We start from the raw sequence: 23,761 nt of genomic DNA on the forward strand, positions 1-23,761 counted from the left end.
GAAGGCCAGGAGAGCTGTGCTCGACTGGCTGCTCGAATGGCGGGGCAACGTGTACCGCAAATTCGCCAGGCGATACCTCTCCCTTTGGGGAGAGGTCGACGGCGCAGCCGGCGGGTGAGGGGGCCTTGGCCGCGCACTCGCAACACCACCGGTCTCGCCTCCCTTCCCATCCTCAATCCAGCGTCTGCCGATAGCGCAGCATGGCCATCAGGCTGATCACCAGCACGATCACGCCCAGCGCCACCAGTTCTGCCGACACGTCTATGGTGCCGGCACCCTTGAGCATCACCTTGCGGATCAATCGGATGAAATGGGTGGCCGGAACGCCGGTGCCCAGGGTCTGCGCCCAGCCTGGCATGCCGGCAAAGGGGAACATGAAGCCCGAGAGCAGGATGGACGGCAGGATGGTGAAAAAGCTCAGCTGCATGGCCTGCATCTGGTTGTGGGCCAGCGTCGAGATCAGGAAGCCCAGCGCCAGATTGCCCAGAACGAACAGGTTGAAGCCGTAGAAAAAGGCCATGAATGTGCCGGTAAAGGGCACGTTGAACACCGCAAAGGCGGCCACCATGAACACCGCCGTCTGCACATAGCCCACCAGCACATAGGGCAATATCTTGCCCAGCATCACCTCGGCCGGTCGCACCGGGGTGGAAATCAGCATTTCCATCGTGCCCCGCTCGCGCTCTTTGACGATGGCCACGGCGGTGATCATCACCATGGTCATCGACAGGATGATGGCCAGAAGGCCCGGCACGATATTGGTCGAGGTGCGGCCCTCAGGATTGTACTCGCGATGCACCACCACTTCGAACGGGGCTGGGGTGCCCGCCGCCTGCGCCAGGGGGCCGGTCAGCGTCTGAGCCATGGCATTGCTGACAATGCCGCTCATCGCCGCCGCGGCCCCGGCAACGGCCGATGGATCGGAGGCATCGGCGGCGACCAGCACCGTGGGCCTGAGGCCTCGCACCACATCGCGGGCGAAATCGTCGGGAATGACAATGACGAAATTGGCTTGGCCGCGGCGCAGCGCCTCCTCGCCCGCTGCCGGGCCGCGCACCTGGCCGACAAAGTCGAAATAGCCCGAGGTCTGCATGCCCGCCAGCAGCGCTCGGGTCAGCGGTCCCTCGTCATTGACCTCCACCAGCGTGGGCAGGTGCCGCGGATCGGCATTGATGGCAAAGCCGAACAGCATGAGCTGGATGATCGGCAGGCCGATCATCATGGCGAAGGTCACCCGGTCGCGCCGCATCTGGATGAATTCCTTGAGCAGCACCGCCAGGAACCGGTTTACGGAAAATCCCATGCTCATGCCGCATCGCGCGAGAAATTGTCCCGCGCCCCCGCCATCAGGTGGATAAACGCCTCTTCCAGCCCCGCCGGCACCTTGCTCCAGTGCTGGCCGCCTTCCGCCTCAAACCGGCGCACGGTGGCTTCCAACTGCGTGGCATCGGTCCCCGAGACATGCAGCGCCGAGCCGAACCGCGCCACCTGGGCGACGCCGGGCTGGCCCTGCAGTGCCGCCTCCAGCGCCACCAGATTGGGCCCCTCGGCCCGCCATGTGCTGAGGCCCACAATGGTGGGAATCTGGGTCGCCGGCCCGTCGATCAGCTTCTTGCCATAGGCGATATAGGTGATGAAATCGCACTGAATGGCTTCGTCCATGTAATGGGTCGACACCAGCACCGTGACGCCCGCCTTGCTGAGTCGCCGAATTTCATCCCAGAAATCGCGCCGTGCCTTGGGGTCGACGCCTGCAGTCGGCTCATCGAGCAGCAGCAGCTTGGGGTCGTGGATTAGGCAGGCGGCCAGCGCCAGCCGCTGTTTCCAGCCACCCGAAAGCGTGCCGGCCAATTGTCCCGAACGATCCGCCAGTCCCAGGTCCTCCAGTGCCCGCGTCACCCGCTTGCGCCGGTCGGCCACGCCATACATGCGCGCCACGAAATCGAGGTTTTCCCTTATGGTCAGGTCCTCATAGAGGCTGAACCTCTGCGTCATGTAGCCCACCTGGGTCTTGATGCGGGGCGCCTCGCGCCGCACATCGAATCCCAGGCATTGCCCATCCCCCTCGTCGGGCGTCAGCAGCCCGCACAGCATGCGGATGGTGGTGGTCTTGCCCGAGCCATTGGGGCCGAGAAAGCCATAAATGGCGCCGCGCGGCACCGCGATGTCGAAATGGTCGACCACCGTCTTGTCGCCGAAACGCTTGGTCAACCCCCGCACGTCGATGACCAGCGGCGCGCTCATGGCAGCACCGTTACCGGTTGCCCGGGCTGCAGCGTATTGGCGCTCTCCAGCCGGGCCTTGACCAGGTAGATCAGGCGGCTGCGTTCCTCGCGCGAATAGATCACCGGGGGCGTCGTCTGCGGTTCGCTGGCGATGTGGGTGATCGAGGCCGTCTGCCCGCTAAGGCAGCCATCGCATGTTACCGTCACCTTGGCACCCACCGCCATGGCGGCGCGCTCGACCTCCGGCACGAAGAACCACACCTCGAGCGGCCCCTGGGGCAGCATGGCGATCACGGGCGCGCCGGTCCCCGCAACCTCGCCAACCCGGAAGAACACCTGGTCCACCATGCCCGCCACCGGCGCCTCTATGGTCCGCTCATCCACGTCCTGCCGGGCGCGCTCGGCATCGGCCTCGGCGGCGCTCAGATTGGCTTCTGCGGCCACCTGCTGGGCATTGCGTGCCGGCAGTCCGGCCACCGCCAATTGCGCCCGCAATTGGTTCACCTGCGCCTGGGCCGAGGCCAACGCCGTGCGGTCCTGCTCCAGCCGCACGCTGGGCACGGTGCCGGCTTCCACAAGGCGCTCGCTGCGGCCCAGGTTGGACTGCGCCTGCCCCAGGTCCGCTTCGGCCTTGGCCAGCGTCGCCCGGATCACGTCCAGCTCTTCGCTCCGGCCGCCGGTTTCGAGGTTTTCAAGCGTTGCTCGGGCCGCCGAAACCCGCGCCATGGCCGCGTCGAGCAGGTTCTTCTGCTGCGTTGCATCCAGGGTGAACAGCGCGTCGCCTGCGGCCACCGTCTGTCCTTCCTCGGCGTCGAGCGTCATGATCCGCCCCGCGCTCACCGGCGCCACATAGACATAATCGGCTTCGAGATAGCCGCTATAGCCGACCGGCTCTGCCACAGGGGAAAACACGGACAATACGGCGGCTATCAGCCCTGCAAGAAACTCGTTCATGGCGTACCTTCCGATGGGTTCGCCGAAATCCCGCCAAACAGGATGTCGAGGTGGTTGTCTATGAGCCGCTCGAGCGCCAAACCATCCTCGGGGCGAATGCCGAAAATTTCGCTCAGCGCCACATGGGCGATCAGCGGCCCAATGATCGAGCGCACCGTCAGCTCGGGGTCCACCGCCCGCAGATGTCCCGATGCGACCCCGCGTTCCACCAGGCCCGTCAGCACTGGCATGGCCTTGTCCAGTACGTCGCGGCGGTAGATGTCGGCCATGCCGGGGATATTCATGCCCTCGCGCAGGAACAGGCGCGGAATGGCCAGTCGGGCCGGGTCGCTCAACAGCCCCGCTATGGTCTTGAGCAACATGGTGATGGGCAGGCGCGGATCGCCCTCGAAGGCGGCGAGCTGGGGCAGGGCGCCACTGGCAATGGGCGCTACGGCGCGCTGCACGATGCCCTCGATCAACGCCTCCTTGGAGGCGAAGTAGAGATAGACCGTGCCTTTGGAGATGCCCGCGCGCCGGGCGATATCGTCCATCTTGGCACCGGCAAAGCCCCTCTCCGCGAACACCGCCATGGCCGCGTCGAGCACTTCGTCCGGCCGCGCCTCGGCCCGTCTGCTGAATTTCTTTTCGCTCTTCATGTCGCCACTATAACTGACTGACTGGTCAGTTATCAAGAAGAGTCTGTGCGCCGCTCTGCACAGGCGCATTGCCCCATGGCCCGCAAACTTGTAGATCGGGAGTGTCGTGACCAGATAGGGTCGACCATTATCCCAACAGGGCCTCGCTCATGACCGATCTCAAGCTAATCGCGCTTGATACCGAAGACCTCGAAGTCGTATCCGCCCACGCGCAGGATGCCATTATCCGTGTTGCCGACATGGGCTATGCCCGGCGCGACCGACGCTTTGCCCTGCTGATGAACCGGTTCGACTGGGAAAGCGACAAACCCCGCGCCAAGGGCCTGCGCAAGCGCGCGGCACTGCATTTCAGCGGCGTCAGCCATGCCGCCTTTGCCGGGTTCGATCCCACGGCACCCGAGGGCGTGTTGAACCTGCTCTCGATCAGCTTCCTGCCTGGTGACGCGCCGGCCGGCATTGTCGAGCTGCGCTTTGCCGGCGGGGGCACGGTGCGCCTCACCGTGGATTTCCTCGAAGCCCGCCTCGCCGATATGGGCGCGGCCTGGGCCGCCTCGGCCAAGCCCTCCCATACTCTGGACTGAAAGCCCGCCATGCCTCTTCGCCTCGATAGCGCCCAGGCCGATTTTGAACTGCGCTTTTCTCAACTGCTGGCCGGCAAGCGCGAAGCCAGTCAGGACGTCAATGACACGGTCGCCGGCATCATTGCCGATGTGCGGGCGCGAGGCGATCTGGCCGTTGCCGAGCTGACCAATCGGTTCGACAAGGCCGGTGTCACCCCCACGACGCTGACTTTCTCACCCGACGAAATCGCAGCCGCCGCTGCCCAGGTGCCGGCCAATGTGCGCGCCGCTTTGCAGACCGCGCATGACCGCATCAAGGCGCACCATGAAAAGCAGAAGCCGCAGGACAGCGTCTATACCGACGATCTGGGCGTGACCCTTGGGTCGCGCTGGACGCCGGTTGACGCGGTGGGCATCTATGTTCCGGGAGGCCTGGCCTCCTATCCTTCTTCGGTGCTGATGAACGCCGTGCCCGCCCATGTGGCCGGGGTCAAGCGCATTGCCATGGTCGTGCCCACGCCCAATGGCGAGATCAACCCCACCGTATTGGCCGCCGCCCAGATCGCCGGCATCACCGAAATCTACCGCATTGGCGGCGCCCAGGCCGTGGCCGCGCTCGCCTATGGCACCGATTCCATTGCCCGCGTCGATAAAGTCACCGGTCCCGGCAATGCCTATGTCGCCACCGCCAAGCGTCAGGTCTTCGGCCAGGTCGGCATCGATATGATCGCCGGCCCCTCCGAAGTGCTGGTTATTGCCGATAGCTCAGCCAATCCCGCCTGGGTCGCCGCCGATCTCATCGCCCAGGCCGAACACGGGGCAGGGGCCCAGTCCATTCTCGTCACCACCGATCCCCGGCTTGCCGACGCCGTGGAGCGCGAGGTGGATCGTCAGTTGTCCCTCTTGCCCAAGCAAGCTCTCGCCCGCGATGGTTGGGATGAATTCGGTGCCATCATCACCGTCGCCTCGCTCGACGAGGCCACCGAGCTGGCCAATCGCATCGCCTCCGAACACGTCGAAATCGCCACCGACGACCCGCAAGCGCTGGTCTCGAAAATCCGCCATGCCGGCGCGATCTTTCTTGGTCATCACACCCCCGAGGCCATTGGCGATTATGTCGGCGGCTCCAACCATGTGCTGCCCACCGCCCGCTCGGCGCGCTTCGCCTCGGGCCTGGGCGTGCTCGATTTCATGAAGCGCACCTCGCTCCTGGGCTGCACGCCATCCGCGCTGGCGGCGCTGGCCGAACCCGCGGTGACCATTGCCGGGGTCGAAGACCTCGACGGCCATGGCCGCTCGATTTCCATCCGGCTCAATCGGTGAGCATAACCATGGGCACAGAGCCGGTGACGACCGACAGCAATAGACTGGTCACCGTCACGCTCGACCCCAATACCATCACCTCGATCAATCCCGACGAGGTGCATGAATGGCGCATCGCCATTTATGATCTGCTTGAGGACAATGAGTTCAGGCCCGCCCGCGTCAGCGCCACCGGGCCATTTGCGCTGCATATCTCGATCATCGGCAATTACATCCTGCTCGATGTGCGCCACCCCGAGACCTTCCAGCCCATTGCCGCGCACTATCTTTCGCTCACCCCGTTCCGCCGGCTGATCCGCGATTATTTCCGCATCCGCGACGCCTATTACGAGGCCATCCGCTCGGCCCAGCCGTTCCAGATCGAAACCGTCGACATGGCCCGGCGCGGCATGCACAACGAGGCCGCCGAACTTTTGCGCTCGCGGCTGACCAATAAGATCATCATCGACCTCAACACCGCCCGGCGCCTGTTCACCCTGATCTGCGCCGTCCAGCCCTATGCCTCCCGCATCGACGAGGCGACCAGTCAATTGCCCACGGTGCTCTTCGTGTGCTCGATGAATTCGGTGCGCTCACCCATGGCCGCGGCCCTGGCCCGCCAGGCTTTTCCCGGCCGTGTCATCGCCCGTTCGGTGGGCGTCAATGGCGGCAAGGCCGACCAGTTCGTGCATGAGGTGATGGAGGAGGTGGGTATTGATATGAGCGTCCACACGCCCCACATTCTCGATGAGCTGGTGGCCAACCATTTTGACCTTGTCATCACCCTGTCGGACGACGCCCCCGAGGCGGTCGAACGCAAGGGGCTCGAGGCCGGGGCCATCGAGCAATGGCAGGTGGACGACCCTTCGCTGGTCGAGGGCAATCGCGAGCTGGTGCTCAATGCCTATCGCGACCTGCGCGACAGCTTGCGCAAGCGCGTCCGCGCCCGTTTGGAGCCACTGGTCGCCTGAGCCTTGGCCGGTTCAGGCTCTGACAAAACAATCACTTGCGCCTGCCTGCCGTCACTTTATGACAGCGCATGGGGCAAGTGGTTCACAAAACCAATGAATTGAAGTAGGTTCCGCCCGATTTTGCGGTCTCGGCCAGCCAATGATGGCGCACGAGACCTTCTCAGGAGAAAGTATGGCCAAGGAAGAAGTGCTCGAGTTTCCGGGCGTGGTCACCGAATTGCTACCCAACGCGACGTTCCGTGTGAAGCTTGAAAACGAACACGAGATCATCGCGCATACCGCCGGCCGCATGCGCAAGAACCGCATTCGTGTTCTCGCTGGCGACAAGGTGCTGTGCGAAATGACCCCCTACGACCTCACCAAGGGTCGCATTACCTATCGATTCAAGTAAGGCGCGACCGCCCTTCGGGGCGGGCAAAACAATCCAGTGGATCGTTTTGAGCAACGAACGCCCTGAGCCATGCGAAGGGCCGGGGTTATCCAGGAGCATGATCTAGATGGCCGGACGTCCCGACCTGATTCTGGCCTCCGCTTCGCCGCGTCGGCTGGCCCTGTTGAACCAGATTGGCATCGAGCCTGAACATCTGGTGCCGGCCCATGTCGATGAAACTCCTGAAAAAGGCGAACTGCCGCGCAAGCTGGCGCAGCGTCTGGCTGACCTGAAGGCGCTCACCGCGCGCCACAAGGCCAGCGTCGCCGGCTTTGGCGCCAATTCCATGGTGCTGGCCGCCGATACGGTGGTTGCCGTTGGTCGCCGTATCCTGCCCAAGGCCGAGACCATGGAAGAGGCATCCGATTGCCTCCGCCTGCTCTCGGGCCGGGCCCATCGCGTCTATACCGGGGTGACCCTTATTACCCCCTCGGGCGCCCGCCGCCACCGCCTGGTCGAAACCCGCATCCGCTTCAAGCGCCTCTCCTCGCGCGAGATGGAAGCCTATCTCGCCAGCGCCGAATGGCGCGACAAGGCTGGCGGCTATGCCATCCAGGGCATCGCCGGCGCCTTTGTCGTCAAGCTCTCGGGCTCCTATTCGGCCGTCGTCGGCCTGCCGCTGCACGAAACCACCCAGCTCCTCGCTGGCGAGGGCTATCCGGTGCATTTCAACTGGCTCAACCAGTCGAGCCTGTCGGGCGTCTGATGTCCCAGTCTCCAAAAAAATGCCCGATCTGCGGCAAACCCATGGTGGAAGAGTTCAAGCCTTTCTGCTCGAAGCGCTGCGCCGATGTCGACCTCAACCGCTGGCTCACCGGCAATTACGTCATCCCCGCCCGGGACGACGAACCGCTCCCGGACACGGACGAAGAAAACTAGATCATTTCGCAGTCAGGCGGACGCGGTTCCATCGCCTCCCTCCCCCTTGTGGGCTTCGACCCGTCCCGAAGGGCAAACCTCTCCGGTGGAGAGGTTTGAGAAGAGAAGGACCGAGGGTGGGGGTGTCGGCATGCCCTCTTGCTCGGAGCCTTTGGAGGTCGCGTCACCCCCACCCCAGCTCTGCTATGGCCTGTCGGCCTAGCGTCGCTACCATCCCCACAAGGGGGAGGGAGGAAAGAGGGCAGCGCGTTCAGCTAAACGTGAAACGGTCTAGCCTTCACCTCTCCCTCTGGGGGAGAGGTCGGCGCAGCGCGCCGGGTGGGGGGGCTTCCTGCAGTCTGCGAACTCCCTTTATCCACACCACCTTTTCCCGCTTGCGCGGCAAAAACCGTTCCCCTATAAGGCCCGTGGCTCGCGGCCAAAGTTCGCGAAAGCCCTGATGCCCAGATAGCTCAGTTGGTAGAGCAGCGGATTGAAAATCCGCGTGTCGCTGGTTCGATTCCGGCTCTGGGCACCACCACTTCCCCAATGAAATCAGTAACTTGATTGTAGGCCTCTGCTGTCTCGGTCGCGTTCCATGTCGCGCATGTTGCGTCCAGCTAAGTCATTGAGAATCCAGCGCCGTCCGCTATCGTACGGCTGCGCCACGCGACAACGGCGCGACCTGGGAGAACCAGAGTGCGGCTGAATACGATATGATCAACCCTGCTCTTCACGCCTTTCCGAGTGAAGCATCTCTCATCGGCCAAATGGTGGTCGGTTACGGGGAGATCGACATCTCCATGGTCTCAGCTGTTGGCAAGGCCATGGGCATGATGTTCCAGCTGCTTGACGCGCTTGAGGAAGTGCAGTCGGAAATGCGGCGCATCGTCGTGGTTCAAAAGCTTGCACGCGGTAAATTCGTGGCATTGGGGCTTGCAGACGAATTCGACCAGGCGATCAGCGCTATGGAGTTCTGTCGCGAGACCAGAAACTATTTTGCTCATTGCCACTACGGAGACTTTGGGGACGGCGTGTTGGTCACCGTTAAGGCCAAGGACATGTTCGCGATGCCTGGAAGCATCGACGATCTCAATTGGCGACGGCACACGGTCGAAACGCTCACAGCGCTAGAGCAGTATTTTACGCACTGTCGCGCCTATTGGCTCTGGCTGGATCAAAAGATCACGCACCCTGATCACTTCTCCATACTCTGGCCGGGCGCCGTTGCAAGGCCGCCAAGGGATGGCGGGCGATGGGAACGGCAATCCCGGAAGCGGGAGGCCTCTATGGTCAGAGTGCCCAGCGGCGAGTGAGGCCAACTGACAGGACTAGGTTTTGCAGTTCGCACCCCGGTTCGCAGTGCGAACTCGATCATGAAGCCGCCCTGCCCACCTTCTGAAGCCATGTCCCAGAACAGCCGCTGCGCGTATGCCCCAGAAACATCATTTTTCGATTTGAACCAATTGGCCGCCGAACTCTTGTCCTTGTGTTCAAAGGCAGGAGGCCGCCATGACCAAAGAGAAACCGAAACCAGCGCCGCTCGAAACCGGCACCGGCGAACAGCAGGACGACAACATCGATGATCTGGGCCGCAAACAGGATGGCTCCAAGCAGGAACAGCCCGGTACGACTAAGCCTTCGAAACCCTGATCCTCGCTCCTGGCATCGGCGCAATGGCAGGCCTTTGGGACGCCACGAGGACATTTGATGCTTTTGGAGGCCGAATAGTGGAGACGTTCAAAAGCCAATAGGCATGCCGGAAAGCGCTCATCATGACCGCGGTCCGAACCTCGCGCGAAATATTTCGTCAAATTGTCGAAAATTTTATTCGTCTGCAAACACTCCCTTTACATGGCCAAGTCTAGATTGACCGCTCTGCACTTTGGGGGCGGACTATGTTGGCGGGCGATACAGAACTATTGCTCCGCGTTCAGACGGAAGTCTTGGAGGCCGTTGCGCGTGGAGAACAACTGGGCGAAGTCGGTGCCATCTTGTGCCGTCGCGTCGAAAGTTTTGTCCCCGGGGTCACCTGCTCCATTCTGCTCATAGACGACAATGGAAAGGTCCGCCCGCTGGCTGGCCCCAGCTTGCCGCCCCAGTTTTCGAGCGCCGTTGACGGCCTGTCCATCGGCCCCAAGGCGGGGTCCTGCGGCACTGCGGCCTGGCGCAAAGAGCCGGTTATCGTCACCGATATCGCCACCGATCCGCTCTGGGAGGATTACAAGGGCCTGGCCCTGCCGCTTGGCCTGCTCGCCAGCTGGTCGAGCCCCATCCGCAATGCCGATGGCCAGGTGATCGGCACCTTCGCCTTCTACTATGGCACCAAACGCGGCCCCACCGATCTCGAACGCCAGATCGTCGAGACCTGCGTGCAGCTCTGTGCCCTCGCCATCGAACACGAGCGGGTTCAGGCCAGGAACCATCACCTCGCCTATTTCGATGTCCTGACAGACCTGCCCAACCGCGCCCATTTCAACGCCAAGCTGGCCGAGCGGACCCTGCTGGGCGAGCCCTTTGGCCTCATCCTCCTCGACATCGACCATCTCAAGCTGGTCAACGACAGCATTGGTCATGCCGCCGGCGATGCGCTGATCCGCACCATCGCCGCGCGCCTGTCTGCCTGCCGCCCGGAAATCCTGCCCTGTCGCCTGGGTGGCGACGAAATTGCCATGCTGGTCGATGGCTGCGCCGATCATGCCGCGCTTGAGGCGGTGGCCAACAGGGCGCTGGCGGCGGTGTCGGGCATGGTCCTGGTGGGCGACCAGAGCATCGATGCCCATGTGACGCTGGGCGGCGCGCTATATGGCGTCGATGGCCGCGACGCCGACACCATCAGCCAGAATGCCGATTTCGCGCTCTACCAGGCCAAGCAGACCCATCGCGGTGGCTATGTGGGCTTCCGGCCCGGCCTGCGCACCGCCATGGTTGAGCGCATCTCCATGGTGCGCCGGCTCGATGCTGCCATGGCCGAGGGCAGCGTTGTGCCGCACTACCAGCCCATCGTGCGGCTCGAAACGGCCGAGATCGTCGGTCTCGAGGCCCTGGCGCGGCTGGTCCTGCCCGATGGCACCGTGGTGCCTGCCGGTGCTTTCCACGCCGCGCTCGATGACCCGCGCATCGCCTACCAACTGACCGGGCAGATGCTCGATCACGTCGCCCGCGACGTCCGTGCCTGGCTCGATCAGGGCATTCCCTTCCAGCATGTGGGCGTCAATGTCACCACCGGCGATTTCCAGCGCGGCGATCTGGCCGAACGCGTCGGTTCGCTCTTTGCCGCCCATAATGTGCCCCTGAGCCATGTGGTGCTTGAGGTCAACGAATCGGTATTCATGGGCGGCAGCGATCAGGCCGTGCCGCGCGCCGTCGAGTGTCTGCGCGATCAGGGGATCCTGGTGGCCCTGGACGATTTCGGCACCGGCTTTGCCTCGCTCACCCATCTGCTCAGCTTCCCCGTCGACGTCATCAAGATTGACCGGTCCTTCGTCGAAAAGCTGGGCTCCGACCAGCCGAGCGAAGTCGTGGTGCGTGCGCTCCTCGATATTGCCAGCCGGCTCGATATGCGGGTCATTGCCGAGGGTATCGAAACCGCCCAGCAGGCCGCGGTGCTGCGCCAGTTCGGTTGCCTCATGGGGCAGGGTTACCTCTTCTCCCGTCCGGTGCCGGCCGACGATGTCACCCAGATGCTGCGCCTGTTTGGCCAGAAACACCCCGTGCCGCGTCACGCCCGGGCCATCGCCTGATCAGGTCATCCACCATGAAAAAGGCCCGGATACCGCCATTTGGGGTATCCGGGCCTATGAGCTCTGGCACTGTGCTGCGCGGGTCGTCGAGGGAGGGACCGCGCCCCACGCGCATGTTATGTGCCGAGCGGTTGGGAAGCGCATTGGGGGGAGTGCTGCTTCCTTGCCCTTCTAGATAGGTCGGTGCGCAGCCGGTTCAAGGGCTGGCCATCGCGCATCCGCTTGGGGCAGGCAGGTTAGATCAGATACGCCAGCACGGTGGCCATCACCGCGACCATGCCGAACGCGCAAGCCCCCGAGGCCACCAGCATGATCCGCACCCGCTGGGCCCTGGCACTGCGGCCAAGGGTCCGTTTCAACGTCACGAGGTCTGCGCCGAACTGCTCTGGATAAAGGTTTGCCATGGGTCCGCCCTACCACATCCGGCGTTCGCCTGAACGCCCCTGGTCTTGCCGGGCAGCCGCCTTGCTGGGCCGTTTCTCACCCTTTTCAGCCCAAGCCTACGTCCATTCACACCCATGCTGAACGACTGCCTTGCAACGCAGTTAATTTGTTTCAAACGCTATCCGTCTGCATCTTGTATGGAAGATATTGAAACCGCCGGGCGAACATGCCACAACCACGCCCATGACCCAGCCAAGCCATTTGCACCCCGAGCGTCTCTTCCCCGCCTCCGAGCCGGCGCGTTCCATCGCGCGCGATCTCTATCCGGCGGTCCGCGACCTGCCCCTCATCAGTCCCCATGGCCACACCGATCCGTCCTGGTTCGCCCAGAATGGTCGCTTTGCCAGCCCCACGGCGCTGTTCCTCACGCCTGACCATTATGTGCTGCGCATGCTCAAAAGCCGCGGCATCAGCTATGACGCCCTCGGCATTCCCCGCAAGGATGGCCAGTGGTTCGAGCCCGACCAGCGCAAGGCCTGGCGCCTGTTTGCCGAGAACTATTATCTGTTTGCCGGCACGCCCTCAAAAACCTGGGTCGATCACTCGCTGCACGCCGTCTTCGGCATCACCGAAGAACTTTCCGGCGCCACGGCCGACAGCATTTTCGATGCCATCGACGCCAAGCTCGGCACCCCCGAGCTGCTGCCCCGGGCGATCCTCGAGCGCTTCAAGGTCGAGGTCATCGCCACCACCGAATTCGCCCTCGACCCGCTGGTCCATCACCAGTCCATGGCCGATCAGGGCCTCATCGGCCAGGTGCGCACCACCTATCGCCCCGATGACGTCACCGACCCCAGCCGCCCCGCCATTGTCGACAATCTCAAAAAATTCGGCGACCTGACTGGCGAGGACATCAGCAAATGGGATGGCCTGATCAACGCCCACCGCAAGCGCCGCGAATACTTCCGCCGCTTCGGCGCTGTCGCCACCGATCATGGTGTGCCCACCGCCAACACCGCCGATCTGCCGCTTGTCGAAAAGCAGGCCCTGCTCGACAAGGTGCTCGCCGGCAAGCACGACGCGCATGATGCCGAGTTGTTCCGCGCCCAGATGATGACCGAAATGGCGCTGCTCTCGGTCGAAGATGGCATGGTCATGCAGATCCACGCCGGCTCCCGCCGCAACACCGATCCGCTTCTGTTCACCGAGCGTGGCGCTGACCTTGGCGCCGACATTCCCGGCCCCACCGATTATGTCGGGGGCATGAAGGCACTGCTGAGCCGTTGCGGCAACGAGCCGAACCTCAAGCTCATCATGTTTGTCCTCGACGAAACCACTTATGCCCGCGAACTGGCCCCCATGGCCGGCTATTGGCCAAGCCTGATGATTGGCCCGCCCTGGTGGTTCCACGATAGCCCGCAGGGCATCCGCCGCTACCTCGACCAGGTGGTGGAAACCGCTGGCTTTTACAATCTCGCCGGCTTCAACGACGACACCCGCGCCTTGCTCTCCATTCCGGCGCGCCACGACGTCTGGCGCCGCGAAGTCTGCGGCTTCCTCGCCAATTGGGTCGCCGAACACCGCCTCAGCAAGTCTTCGGCCGAAGACATCGCCAGGCACCTCAGCTACCAGGCCGCCAAGGACGCCTACAAGCTCAAGTAGGCGAAGCGCGCCCCACCCGGCCTCCCCCTGACAGGGGGAGGGGGAGCCTTGAGATGGGCTTGATATCGAAGCCAAGCGCGATCGGTCCCTCCCCCCTATCAGGGGGAGGTTAGGTGAGGGTATCCAACGAAATGATTCCCGCCTCACTTCCATCACCTTTGCGCGCCACCTCACGGAACCCGTCGAATCCCGCTCCGGCTTCTGCTTTAATGGCGCCATGGTGAATCACTCTCCCGTCGAAACGGCCTTGAGCCGTGCCATGATCCGCTGGTCTCTGACCAAGTCCACGCCGGTTGCCGAAACCGATCGCAGCTGGATTTTTCGCGTCGAGCAGAACGGCCGCAATTTCGCGGCGCTGAAAATCCTCAAATCCGTCGTGGCCGAGGAAGAGGGCAGGGGCGCCCGCCTCCTGCAATGGTATTCCGGCGATGGCGCCGCCACGGTTTTTGATATCCACGGCGATACCATTTTCATGGAATGGCTCGATGGCGGCACCCTGGGTGATGCGGCGCGCGCCGGTCGCGACGACGAGGCCACCATCGCCATCGCGACCTTGGTTGCCAATCTCCACCGGCCCCGGCCAGATCAGCCCGAGGGCTTGCAGGACCTGCGCCAGCGCTTCGAGGCGCTGTTCAAGACCGACGTGCGCGCCTGGCCGCACACGGCGCGCGATCTTTACGCGCGCTCTGCCGGTATTGCGCTCAAACTCTTCGACAAGCCCATGCCCGAAACCCCGCTGCATGGTGATCTGCACCATGACAACATCCTCTCCTCGGATCGCGGCTGGCTGGCCATTGATCCCAAGGGGTTGATCGGTGATCCGCATTACGAATTGGCCAATGCCTTCCGCAACCCGTTCGGCGCCACCAAATTGGTTGCCGATCCCAAGCGCATCAACGCCATGGCCGATGTGTTTTCGGCGCGGCTGGGGCTCAATCGCAAGCGCCTGCTGGGCTTTGCCGCAGCCCATTCGGGCCTCTCGGTCTGCTGGGATCTGGCCGCCGGCAATCCCATAACCGCCGATCTTGCCATCCTGCCCAATCTGTTGAGCGCATATGATCAGGCCTGACCGAATGCCAAGTTACACCCGCCGTGCTGTTCTGGCTTTGGGGGCGACCGCGCTGCTTTCGGCCTGCGCGTCCACCATTCCACCGCTCCCGGCAAAAACGTCGGATCGCCCCGAGGACTTGACCCGGGACCAGATCATTTCGACCATCAACGCGGTGCGCCGGGCCAATGGCGCCGGCGCCTGGTCTTATAACGGACAGCTCGAAGCCGCTGCCCGCTCCCAGGCGCGCCTCATGGCCAGCAAGGATACGCTCAGCCACAATCTCGGCGTCACCCTGCGCCAGCGCGTCACTGAAGCCGGCTATGTCTACGCCGTCGGCGAAAACGTCGCCAAGGGCTACAAGACCCTGCCCACCACCATCGAAGGCTGGCTGGCCTCCCAGGGCCACCGCAACACCCTGCTCTCCAACCGCTTCACCGAATTCGGCCTCGCCTTCGCCCGCACCAATTCAGGCAAACTCTACTGGGCCCTCATCGCCGGCGGACCATTCGAGGCCTGGGCACAGGCTTGACGCCGGCCCGCAGGCACCAGGACGCAGACTGGCCAAAACCCCATGTTCATCGTCTCCCTCCCCTGGATGGGGAGGGACCAAGGGTAGGGTGGGGCAAAGGGCTCAACGGCCCGATTCACACCCACTTTCTGGACTTCCCACAAGGGGGAGGGAGGCGCTGTTGCATTTCCTCCGCCGCTCTGGACGGTCAATTTCGCGGAAGCGGATGTTCATCGTCTCCCTCCCCTGGATAGGGAGGGACCAAGGGTGGGGTGGGGCAAAGGGCTCAACGGCCCCTCCCTTCATCCCCGTCCAAACACCAGCACCGTCTCCACATTGCCGTCGCCCCCGGCGATCGGTGACACCACCTGGGTGCGCAGCGAAAGTCCGGTGCTCTCGACAAACGCCACGACCTCGGCCATGGCCCGCTCCATCGCCGCCCGGTCGGTAACGATGCCGCCCTTGCCGACATGCTCGCGCCCGACCTCGAACTGCGGCTTGAACAGCACGACGGCCTCCGCCACGGGCCCGCAGAGCGCCAGCGGCGCTTCGAGCACCTTGGTCACTGACACAAAGCTGACGTCAGAGACGACCAGATCAATGATCTGAGGGATCTTACCCCGGTCCAGCGCCCGCGCATTGGTGCCTTCAAGGCTCACCACGCGCGAATCCCCCCGCAGGCTCTCGTGCAATTGGTCATGCCCCACATCGACCGCAAACACCCGTGCCGCGCCCCGCTCCAGCAGCACCTGGGTGAACCCACCGGTGGACGATCCCACATCAAGGCAGATCTTGCCCGCAACATCGATTCCGCCGGCATCAAGGCCCGCGATCAGCTTGAGTGCAGCACGGGATACATAGCCCGCCGCCGGATCGTCCAGCGTCAGCACATCGTCGTCACCCACCATCTGATTGGGCTTCTTGGCCGGCTCCCCATTGACCTGCACCGTGCCGCGCAGGATGGCGTCGCGAGCGCGCGCCCGGCTGGGCATCAGCCCGCGCTGTTCCAGCGCCAGGTCGAGCCGGATGCGGGTCACCCCTTAACCAGCCGCTCGATCTTGGCGCGTGCGGTTTCGCTGGCCTCTTCATAGGCAATCGTGCCCTCAAAGCGCCCGTCAGCGCCGATCAGGAAGGTCAGCGCGGTGTGGTCGACCAGATAGAACTCGCTCTCGACGTCTCCCGACTTTTGCGAGAACACGCCGAACGATGCCTTGGCCTTTTCGGTTTCCTCGACAGAACCGACCAGGCCAATGACGCTGGGATCGAAGCCCTCGACATAGCTTTTGACCATTTCGGCGGTGTCCCGCTCGGGGTCGACCGTCACGAAGATGATCCGCAGATCGTCAGCACTCAATCCCAGCTGTTCGCGCCATGCCGTGGTCTCGGCCAGCGTCGTCGGGCACACATCCGGGCAGAACGTATAGCCAAAGAAAACCAGGCTCGGTTTTCCCACCAGATCGCTCTGGGTAAACGTGCCACCCTTGGTCGAGGCCAGGGCAAATTCCTGCCCCGTCACGCCCAGCGGGCGCTGCGGTGGCCTGAACACATAAAGCGCCGTCGCCCCAATGGCCGCCACCGCCACCAGCACCCACAGCACGATGCGAAAATTGCGAAGCGTTGAGTTGGTCGTCATCTCACATCCTGTTCGAGGCAGTGTGCCGCCTCATCCACCGGAGCGGTCCCTCCCCCTATCAGGGGGAGGCTAGGTGGGGGTATCCGGCAAACGGTTAGTTCGCGTCCAGCGGCTCGGTGCCGGTGGCCTTGCCCTCGCGATTGAGCGTGATCTTTTCGATCCGCGCCTCGGCGGTCTTGAGCAGCGTCTCGCAATGCGCCTTCAGCGCCTCGCCGCGCTCATAGATGGCGATGGATTCGGCCAGCGGCGCCTTGCCGCTTTCGAGCTTGGCGACGATCTGCTCGAGCTGTTCCAGCGCGGCCTCAAAGCTCAGCGTTTTGACATCGTCATGTGCAGTATCGGCCATTGTCGTTCCGCTCGTCAGAATATGTTCATTTCGCTACCCCAGGAGGGCAGCCAGGTGTTGCCGCACGCCCCCGGCGAGGCCCCTGAGGTCATAGCCACCTTCGAGCAGCGACACAATCCGATTGCCGCAGCGCCTTCCGGCGACCTCCATCAACTTTGCCGTGACCCAGGCGAAATCCTCGTCCACCCACTCCAGCTGCGCCAGCGGATCGCGGATATGCGCGTCAAATCCAGCCGAGATCAGCAACAGGTCGGGGGCGAAATTATCCAGTGCGGGCAATATGATATCAAGATAAGCCGCCCGCATCGCCGCGCCGCCCGAATGGGGTGGGAGTGCCGCGTTGACCACATTGCCGACCCCGGTTTCACTCGGATCGCCGGTACCCGGATAGAGCGGCATCTGGTGGCTCGAGGCATAGAATACGCTTGGATCATCCTTGAAAATGTCCTGCGTTCCATTGCCGTGATGCACGTCGAAATCAACGATGGCCACCCGCTCCGCCCCATATTTCCGCTGCGCCTCCCGCGCCACGATGGCGATGGTATTGATGAGGCAAAAGCCCATGGGCGTTGAGATTTCTGCGTGGTGGCCCGGTGGCCGGATGGCGCAAAAGGCGTTGTCGACCTCCCCCAGCAGCACTGCATCCAGCCCCGCCAAGGCGCCGCCTAGACCGGTGGCAATCACGTCCATCGAGCCATCCGATATGAACGTGTCCGCGTCGACCTGCCCGATCCCCTCGGCCGGGCGCGCATCACGCAGCCGGCCGAGATAGGCGCCATCATGCACAAGTTCTGCCAGCATCAGGTCCCCAAAGGGGGCATTGCGGCGCTTCAGCGATGCGAACCGCCCGCCCGCCAGCGCCTCCTCGACCACCCTGATGCGGTCGGGCCGCTCGGGATGACCCTGTGGGGTTTGATGGTCGGCGTAATTGGGCTGGCTGACCAGTAGCGTCGACACCATTTGCCTCCGTGGCACTCACCCCGTCTTGACGCGGGCAGGGCCTGTTGTCAAACACCCCCTCATGACCACGCTCGATCTCAAGGCCATTGCCGATGCCGCAGCTTTGCTGCGCGCCGGAAAACTGTGCGCATTTCCCACCGAAACCGTTTATGGCCTGGGCGCCGACGCCACCAATGCCGATGCAGTGCTTTCGATCTACGAAACCAAGGGACGTCCGCGCTTCAATCCGCTGATTGTCCATTGCGCAGATCTCGCCATGGCCGAGCGTCTGGCGCAGTTTTCGCCCTTGGCCCGGCGCCTGGCCAATACCTTCTGGCCCGGTCCGCTCAGTCTGGTTCTGCCGCTGCGGGAAGGGCATGGTCTGGCCGATGTCGCGACCGCAGGCCTGGATACCGTAGCCCTGCGCATGCCCGATCATCCGGTTGCACTGGCCCTGCTGCGGGAAACCGGCCTGCCATTGGCCGCCCCTTCGGCCAATCCATCGGGAAAACTGTCGCCCACCACTGCCGAACAGGTGCGGCGCGGCTTTGGTGATGTGGTGCCGGTGCTCGATGGTGGGCCCTGCAAATCCGGCGTGGAATCCACCATTTTGGCCATCGATGGTGATCGGCTTATTCAACTTCGCGCCGGAGCCCTGGCGCGTGACGCCATCGAAGAGGCGATGGGCCAGCCGGTCGAACTGGCAGCCGAAGGCGCGGCCATTTCCGCACCCGGCATGCTGCTCAGCCACTACGCGCCCAATGCCCACATGCGGCTCGATACCACGCCCCGGCCTGGCGAGGCCTATCTCGCCTTTGGCCCCAAGGCGCCCCACAACAGCCTCATCCGCAACCTCTCGGAAACCGGTGATCTGCACGAGGCGGCGCGCAATCTTTTTTCCATGCTGCATGAGCTGGACGCAGCCGGCGTCAGCGTCATTGCGGTGGCGCCCATTCCCGAAACCGGGCTGGGCGAGGCGATCAACGACCGCCTGCGCCGCGCTGCAGCACCGCGCTAATCGCGCACCTTGTAGGGCTTCTGGTCACGCATGAAACGAGCCAGGGCTTCGAGATCCGCATCGCCGCCGGGCGGCAGCACCACGCGGATGTTCACATAAAGATCGCCGTCGCCGTAAAGCCCCTTGCCCTTGAGGCGCAGTGCCTTGGCGGTGTCGACGCCGGGCGGCAGGGTGAGTTCCACCGATCCATCCAGGGTCGGCACTCGCACTTTTGCACCCAGCACCGCTTCATAAAGCGTCACGGGCACGTCGGTGCGGACATCATTGCCATCCTTGCGGAAGCTCTTTGACTTTTCAAAGCGCACGGTCACCAGCGCATCGCCCGGCTCGCCAAACGGGCTCGGGGCGCCCTGGCCTTTGAGGCGGATTTGCTGGCCTTCCTCGACCTTGTCCGGCAGCTTGACCGACAGCACCTTGCCCGAAGGCATGCGTACGGGCACCGACGCGCCCTTGTGCGCGTCTTCGAGCGATATGGCGACGGTGACCACAATGTCATCGCCCTTGCCACTGCGCGGTCCGCCGCCAGCCGCGGTGCCGGTGAAGGGGTCCCATTGGGCACCACCGGCTGGCCCGCGCGCGCCGGCGCCCGGACCACCGCGTGGCTGGCCGCCAAAGCCGCTCATGAACTCCTTGAGGATGTCCTCGGCCGAAAAGCCGCCAGCACCCGCGCCGGGCCGTGCACCACGGCTGGCGCCGCCATTGCCGAAGCCGGCGAAGCGCGGATTGCCCTCGGCGTCGATTTCGCCACGGTCGAACTGTCCGCGCTTGGCTTTGTCGTTCAAAAGGTCATAGGCGTGCGTGGCCTCGGCAAACTTGCCGTGGGCCGTGGGGTCGTCAGGATTCTGGTCGGGATGGTATTGCTTGGCCAGCTTGCGATAAGCGGACTTGATGTCCTTGTCGCTTGCGGACCGCGACACCCCGAGTACGGTGTATGGATCGCGCATTAGGTCCGATCTTTGCTTTGGGGCAAGGCCCGCGATTATTCGGGCATTGTTTGGCCCATCATTGCTGTCCTATATGGCGATGGCCCCCGCGCTTGTCCAGTTTTGCCGGCCGCGGGCAAGGGAAAATGAACATGTTGCAAACGCTGACCGAACGCCTTTTCAACGATAGCGACCGATCCGACCTCGATCCTTATGCGGTGTTCGAGGAATGGTTCGCGCTGGCAGAAGATAGCGAGCCCAACGATCCCCATGCCATGGCGCTGGCGACGGTCGATGAAAATGGGGTCCCCGATGTGCGCATGGTGCTGCTCAATCGGCGCGACGCCCGGGGCATCTGCTTTTTCACCAATTTCGAAAGCGACAAGGGGCGCCAACTGGTCGCCAACCCGCAGGCGGCCATGGTCATGCACTGGAAGAGCCTGCGCCGGCAGGTGCGGATGCGCGGCCCGGTCGAGCGTGTCACCGAGGCAGAGGCCGACGAATACTTTGCCTCTCGGGCAAAAGGCAGCCGGATCGCCTCGGCAACGTCGAAACAGTCCCGCCCGCTGACCAACCGGCAGCAGATGATGGACGAGGTCGCGGCGCTCACCGCAATGGTCGGCGATGGAGACATGCCGCGCCCCACACATTGGTCGGGGTTCCGCCTCATGCCCACGTCCATCGAATTCTGGAAGGACGGCGAGTTTCGCCTGCACGACCGCGTCCGCTTCACCCGCGATACCCAAGCCAGCGGCTGGACCAGCGAACGGCTTTATCCCTGAAGGCATGCACCGCGACATTGTTCAAACAAGCGCAATACCTTGCCGCTATTGTTTGCGCAGGTCTGGGGAATGAGTCTTCGTGCGGATACTGATCAGAACCTCGAAATGGGCGGTCCTGGCGCGTCGTTTGGGCGGGCTTGCGGTCCCGCTGACGCTGGTGCCGGTGATCATGCACCGCGAGCGCTTCCTCGATTCGAGTGCTTTTCTCACCGTCGCGCTATTTGCCTGCCTTGTCGCCGGCCTGGCGGTATTGGCTGCCCTCGTCGCCCTGGTGCGGCTCTGGTACACCGGCGATCAGGGTTGGGGCCGGGCGCTGGCGGGCCTGTTTCTGGGGCTGCTGTGCCTCGCGCCCTTTGCCTATTACGGCTCGCTGGCGCTGCGCTATCCAATCGTCACCGATATCGCCACTGCGCCCCGCGGCCAGCTGCCCCTGATCTTTGAGCCTGACACGGCCAACATGCCACCACCGCGCTTGCTGACGGCCGACGAGCAGCAGCGCTATTTCCCCAACGCCACGACCCGCAGCTATCCGCTCGATCCGCTGCAACTGTTCGCCCTGGTCGAACATCTGGTCCAGGAACAGGGCTGGGACATCCGGCAGCGGCGCGAACCTGGGCCGGGCAACGCCCCCGGTGGGATCAACGCCCGCGTCCTGACCCTGGTCGGTTGGCGTGAGGAGGCCGTGTTGCGCGTTTCGGCAGTGGCCAATGGCGCCGCTGTGGACATGCGGTCAGCATCCATCGGCGCCCTGCACGACCTTGGCTCCAACGGTGAGCGCATCAGTGACTTTCTGGTGGCGCTGGACAACAAGGTGACCGCCTTCCTGCGCGACAATCCCAATATCAACCAGCCCAGTGCCGCCGCGCCCGACGAGCCGGCTCCAGCGGTCGAAACCGGCAACGGCGGTTAAGCGCTCCACCCGACGCGGTTCCGTCGCCTCCCTTTCCCTTGTGGGCTTTGGCCCGTCCCGAAGGCCAAGCCTCTCCGATGGAGAAGTCTGAGGAGAGAAGGACCGAGGGCGGGGCGTTGGCTTGCCCATTGCCTCGGACCTTGGGGAATGCACTAGATCATTTCACACTCAGGCGGACGCGGTTCCATCGCCTCCCTCCCCCGTGTGGGCTTCGACCCGTCCCGACGGGCAAACCTCTCCGGTGGAGAGGTGTGAGGAGAGCAGGACCGAGGGTGGGGGTGTCGGCAGGTCCTCTGGCTCGGAGCCTTTGGAGGTCGCGTCGCCCCCACCCCCGCTCTGCTATGGCCTGTCGGCCTAGCGTCGCGACCCTCCCCACAAGGGGGAGGGAGGAAAAAGGGGCAGCGCGTTCAGCTAAACGTGAAACGGTTTAGGAACTGAGCGTGCGGCGTACGGCATCGTCCCAGCCGGCAATCTTGGTCTTGCGTGTCGCCTCGTCCATGGCCGGCTCAAAGCGCCGGTCGCGGGCCCAGCCATCGGCAAAGTCGGCCATGCCGGGCCACACCCCGGCCTTCATTCCCGCCAGCCAGGCCGCGCCCAGGGCCGTGGTTTCGAGAATAGTCGGGCGATCCACCGGCGCGTTGAGGATGTCGGCCAGAAATTGCATGGTCCAGTCCGAGGCCACCATGCCGCCATCCACGCGCAACACCGTCTCGCTCCCGCCCCCGGTCCAATCCTTGCGCATGGCCTCAAGCAGGTCGCGCGTCTGGTAGCAAACCGCCTCCAGCGCCGCCTTGGCGATTTCTGCGGGACCCGAATTGCGCGTCAGCCCATAGATGGCCCCGCGGGCCTCGGCGTCCCACCAGGGTGCGCCCAGCCCGACGAAGGCGGGGACCATATAGACATTCTGGCTCGGGTCGGCTGTGCGCGCCAGCGGCCCGGTTTCGATTGCGTGTTTGACCAGCTTCAGCCCGTCGCGGATCCACTGCACCGCAGCCCCGGCAATAAAAATCGAGCCCTCGAGCGCATAGGTGGTTTTGCCGTCGAGCCGATAGGCAATGGTCGTCAGCAGCCGGTTTTGCGAAGGCACCATGTCGGCACCCGTATTGAGCAGGGCGAAGCACCCGGTGCCATAGGTCGATTTGACCATGCCCGGCGCGAAACAGGCCTGGCCGATGGTCGCGGCATGCTGGTCCCCGGCCACGCCCAGGATGGGAATGGCGGCGCCAAACAAGCCGGCCTCGGCCATGCCGAAATCGTCCGCGCAATCCTTGACCTCGGGCAGGATCGCCATGGGCACGTCGAGCAGGGCGCAAAGCTCTTCGTCCCATTGGTTGCGTCCGATGTCGAAGAGCAGCGTGCGCCCGGCATTGGTGGCGTCAGTGGCGTGCATTTTGCCCCCGGTCAGCCGCCAGATGAGGAAACTGTCCACCGTGCCAAAGGCCAATTCACCCTTGTCGGCCCGTGCCCGCGCGCCCTCCACAGTGTCGAGCAGCCATTTCACCTTGGTGCCGGAAAAATAGGGGTCGAGCAGCAGTCCGGTGCGCTGGGTTACCAGCGGTTCATGTCCGTCTTTTTTCAGTGCGGCGCAGAAGGCCGCGGTGCGCCGGTCCTGCCAGACAATGGCATTGTGGATGGGCTTGCCGGTGGCCTTGTCCCAGATGACCACGGTTTCGCGCTGATTGGTGATGCCGATGGCAGCAATATCGCCGGCAGAAACCTTGGCATCGGCAAGTGCCGTCTTCACTGACCAGACGACGCTGTCCCAGATTTCGTCCGGGTCATGCTCCACCCAGCCGTCCTGCGGAAAGTGCTGGGTAAATTCCTTCTGGCCGACCCCGGCAATTTTGCGGTTGCCATCGAACACAATGGCCCGGCTCGAGGTTGTGCCCTGATCAATCGCCAGAATGAATTTTTGCATGCGGTC

General features: G+C 63.7%; 26 protein-coding genes, 1 tRNA gene and 1 pseudogene. 17 read left to right on the forward strand and 11 right to left on the reverse strand.

Annotated elements, in window-relative coordinates; translation table 11 throughout:
* Nucleotides 1-172: 172 nt before the first annotated feature.
* Genes NIM87_RS15035 through NIM87_RS15050 form a run of 4 tightly spaced genes read right to left on the reverse strand, consistent with a single transcriptional unit; the run spans nt 173 to nt 3,817 of the window.
* The gene (locus NIM87_RS15035) at nt 173-1,309 is read right to left on the reverse strand and encodes an ABC transporter permease (RefSeq protein WP_332017530.1); all 1,137 of its coding nucleotides are present in this window, start codon (nt 1,307-1,309) and stop codon (nt 173-175) included.
* Nucleotides 1,306-2,244: an ABC transporter ATP-binding protein gene (locus NIM87_RS15040; protein ID WP_254675522.1), complete on the reverse strand. Its 939-nt coding sequence runs from the start codon at nt 2,242-2,244 to the stop codon at nt 1,306-1,308. The genes NIM87_RS15035 and NIM87_RS15040 overlap by 4 nt, the downstream gene beginning before the upstream one ends.
* The gene (locus NIM87_RS15045) at nt 2,241-3,179 is read right to left on the reverse strand and encodes an HlyD family secretion protein (protein WP_254675523.1); all 939 of its coding nucleotides are present in this window, start codon (nt 3,177-3,179) and stop codon (nt 2,241-2,243) included. The genes NIM87_RS15040 and NIM87_RS15045 overlap by 4 nt, the downstream gene beginning before the upstream one ends.
* The gene (locus NIM87_RS15050; protein WP_254675524.1) at nt 3,176-3,817 is read right to left on the reverse strand and encodes a TetR/AcrR family transcriptional regulator; all 642 of its coding nucleotides are present in this window, start codon (nt 3,815-3,817) and stop codon (nt 3,176-3,178) included. Before NIM87_RS15050 ends, NIM87_RS15045 begins: the two co-directional genes overlap by 4 nt.
* 149 nt (nt 3,818-3,966) lie before the next feature.
* Here NIM87_RS15050 and NIM87_RS15055 point away from each other — a divergent pair, with 149 nt between their 5' ends.
* The 11 genes and pseudogenes from NIM87_RS15055 to NIM87_RS15105 all read left to right on the forward strand — a co-directional run bounded on the left by NIM87_RS15055 (nt 3,967) and on the right by NIM87_RS15105 (nt 11,681).
* Entirely contained in the window at nt 3,967-4,398 is a 432-nt protein-coding gene (locus NIM87_RS15055; RefSeq protein WP_254675525.1) for a DUF2948 family protein, read from the forward strand.
* Nucleotides 4,399-4,407: 9 nt separating this feature from the next.
* Nucleotides 4,408-5,700, forward strand: a complete 1,293-nt coding sequence (gene hisD, locus NIM87_RS15060; protein WP_254675526.1) for a histidinol dehydrogenase — start codon at nt 4,408-4,410, stop codon at nt 5,698-5,700.
* Between the two features lie 8 nt (nt 5,701-5,708).
* Nucleotides 5,709-6,182: pseudogene (locus tag NIM87_RS15065) on the forward strand (UPF0262 family protein); the annotation flags it as partial.
* A gap of 66 nt (nt 6,183-6,248) precedes the next feature.
* On the forward strand, nt 6,249-6,650 hold the full coding sequence (locus tag NIM87_RS15070; RefSeq protein WP_332017534.1) for an arsenate reductase/protein-tyrosine-phosphatase family protein: 402 nt from the start codon (nt 6,249-6,251) through the stop codon (nt 6,648-6,650).
* A gap of 172 nt (nt 6,651-6,822) precedes the next feature.
* Nucleotides 6,823-7,041 (forward strand): translation initiation factor IF-1, encoded by a 219-nt coding sequence (gene infA, locus NIM87_RS15075; RefSeq protein ID WP_035082742.1) that lies wholly within the window; start codon nt 6,823-6,825, stop codon nt 7,039-7,041.
* Nucleotides 7,042-7,147: 106 nt separating this feature from the next.
* Nucleotides 7,148-7,786 (forward strand): Maf-like protein, encoded by a 639-nt coding sequence (locus tag NIM87_RS15080; RefSeq protein WP_254675527.1) that lies wholly within the window; start codon nt 7,148-7,150, stop codon nt 7,784-7,786.
* Nucleotides 7,786-7,959, forward strand: a complete 174-nt coding sequence (yacG, locus tag NIM87_RS15085; protein ID WP_254675528.1) for a DNA gyrase inhibitor YacG — start codon at nt 7,786-7,788, stop codon at nt 7,957-7,959. Before NIM87_RS15080 ends, yacG begins: the two co-directional genes overlap by 1 nt.
* A 441-nt stretch (nt 7,960-8,400) precedes the next feature.
* Nucleotides 8,401-8,476: transfer RNA gene (locus tag NIM87_RS15090), tRNA-Phe, on the forward strand.
* A 178-nt stretch (nt 8,477-8,654) separates the two neighbouring features.
* Nucleotides 8,655-9,254: a hypothetical protein gene (locus NIM87_RS15095; RefSeq protein WP_254675529.1), complete on the forward strand. Its 600-nt coding sequence runs from the start codon at nt 8,655-8,657 to the stop codon at nt 9,252-9,254.
* A gap of 196 nt (nt 9,255-9,450) precedes the next feature.
* Nucleotides 9,451-9,591, forward strand: a complete 141-nt coding sequence (locus tag NIM87_RS15100) for a hypothetical protein (protein WP_254675530.1) — start codon at nt 9,451-9,453, stop codon at nt 9,589-9,591.
* 245 nt (nt 9,592-9,836) lie between these two features.
* On the forward strand, nt 9,837-11,681 hold the full coding sequence (locus NIM87_RS15105) for a bifunctional diguanylate cyclase/phosphodiesterase (protein WP_254675531.1): 1,845 nt from the start codon (nt 9,837-9,839) through the stop codon (nt 11,679-11,681).
* A 236-nt stretch (nt 11,682-11,917) separates the two neighbouring features.
* On the opposite strand, the gene NIM87_RS15110 is transcribed toward NIM87_RS15105, so the two are convergent.
* Nucleotides 11,918-12,085: a hypothetical protein gene (locus NIM87_RS15110; protein ID WP_254675532.1), complete on the reverse strand. Its 168-nt coding sequence runs from the start codon at nt 12,083-12,085 to the stop codon at nt 11,918-11,920.
* A gap of 223 nt (nt 12,086-12,308) precedes the next feature.
* On the opposite strand from NIM87_RS15110, the gene uxaC reads away from it, so the two are divergent.
* The 3 genes from uxaC to NIM87_RS15125 all read left to right on the forward strand — a co-directional run bounded on the left by uxaC (nt 12,309) and on the right by NIM87_RS15125 (nt 15,307).
* The gene (gene uxaC, locus NIM87_RS15115; protein WP_254675533.1) at nt 12,309-13,727 is read left to right on the forward strand and encodes a glucuronate isomerase; all 1,419 of its coding nucleotides are present in this window, start codon (nt 12,309-12,311) and stop codon (nt 13,725-13,727) included.
* A gap of 259 nt (nt 13,728-13,986) precedes the next feature.
* Nucleotides 13,987-14,796, forward strand: a complete 810-nt coding sequence (locus NIM87_RS15120; RefSeq protein ID WP_254675534.1) for an aminoglycoside phosphotransferase family protein — start codon at nt 13,987-13,989, stop codon at nt 14,794-14,796.
* A gap of 4 nt (nt 14,797-14,800) precedes the next feature.
* Nucleotides 14,801-15,307: a CAP domain-containing protein gene (locus NIM87_RS15125; RefSeq protein WP_254675535.1), complete on the forward strand. Its 507-nt coding sequence runs from the start codon at nt 14,801-14,803 to the stop codon at nt 15,305-15,307.
* Nucleotides 15,308-15,588: 281 nt separating this feature from the next.
* Here NIM87_RS15125 and NIM87_RS15130 read toward each other — a convergent pair whose 3' ends face one another.
* The 4 genes from NIM87_RS15130 to NIM87_RS15145 all read right to left on the reverse strand — a co-directional run bounded on the left by NIM87_RS15130 (nt 15,589) and on the right by NIM87_RS15145 (nt 18,222).
* A complete protein-coding gene (locus NIM87_RS15130; RefSeq protein WP_332017531.1) occupies nt 15,589-16,323 on the reverse strand; it encodes a TlyA family RNA methyltransferase in 735 nt (244 codons plus the stop codon).
* Complete coding sequence (locus NIM87_RS15135; protein ID WP_254675536.1) at nt 16,320-16,919, reverse strand: SCO family protein; 600 nt, start codon at nt 16,917-16,919, stop codon at nt 16,320-16,322. Before NIM87_RS15135 ends, NIM87_RS15130 begins: the two co-directional genes overlap by 4 nt.
* A gap of 94 nt (nt 16,920-17,013) precedes the next feature.
* Complete coding sequence (locus NIM87_RS15140; RefSeq protein WP_254675537.1) at nt 17,014-17,265, reverse strand: exodeoxyribonuclease VII small subunit; 252 nt, start codon at nt 17,263-17,265, stop codon at nt 17,014-17,016.
* A 33-nt stretch (nt 17,266-17,298) separates the two neighbouring features.
* Nucleotides 17,299-18,222 (reverse strand): histone deacetylase family protein, encoded by a 924-nt coding sequence (locus NIM87_RS15145; RefSeq protein ID WP_254675538.1) that lies wholly within the window; start codon nt 18,220-18,222, stop codon nt 17,299-17,301.
* A 64-nt stretch (nt 18,223-18,286) separates the two neighbouring features.
* Here NIM87_RS15145 and NIM87_RS15150 point away from each other — a divergent pair, with 64 nt between their 5' ends.
* Complete coding sequence (locus tag NIM87_RS15150) at nt 18,287-19,222, forward strand: L-threonylcarbamoyladenylate synthase (RefSeq protein WP_254675539.1); 936 nt, start codon at nt 18,287-18,289, stop codon at nt 19,220-19,222.
* On the opposite strand, the gene NIM87_RS15155 is transcribed toward NIM87_RS15150, so the two are convergent.
* Entirely contained in the window at nt 19,219-20,166 is a 948-nt protein-coding gene (locus NIM87_RS15155; RefSeq protein ID WP_254675540.1) for a DnaJ C-terminal domain-containing protein, read from the reverse strand. The two genes, NIM87_RS15150 and NIM87_RS15155, sit on opposite strands and share 4 nt — an antisense overlap.
* 125 nt (nt 20,167-20,291) lie before the next feature.
* On the opposite strand from NIM87_RS15155, the gene pdxH reads away from it, so the two are divergent.
* Both pdxH and NIM87_RS15165 read left to right on the forward strand, forming a co-directional pair.
* Nucleotides 20,292-20,927 (forward strand): pyridoxamine 5'-phosphate oxidase, encoded by a 636-nt coding sequence (gene pdxH / locus NIM87_RS15160; protein WP_254675541.1) that lies wholly within the window; start codon nt 20,292-20,294, stop codon nt 20,925-20,927.
* 79 nt (nt 20,928-21,006) lie between these two features.
* A complete protein-coding gene (locus NIM87_RS15165; RefSeq protein WP_254675542.1) occupies nt 21,007-21,837 on the forward strand; it encodes a DUF1499 domain-containing protein in 831 nt (276 codons plus the stop codon).
* 427 nt (nt 21,838-22,264) lie between these two features.
* On the opposite strand, the gene glpK is transcribed toward NIM87_RS15165, so the two are convergent.
* Nucleotides 22,265-23,755 (reverse strand): glycerol kinase GlpK, encoded by a 1,491-nt coding sequence (gene glpK / locus NIM87_RS15170; RefSeq protein WP_254675543.1) that lies wholly within the window; start codon nt 23,753-23,755, stop codon nt 22,265-22,267.
* Nucleotides 23,756-23,761 lie beyond the last annotated feature (6 nt).

Origin of the sequence: Devosia ureilytica, assembly GCF_024273195.1 — a bacterium.
GTDB lineage: Bacteria > Pseudomonadota > Alphaproteobacteria > Rhizobiales > Devosiaceae > Devosia > Devosia ureilytica.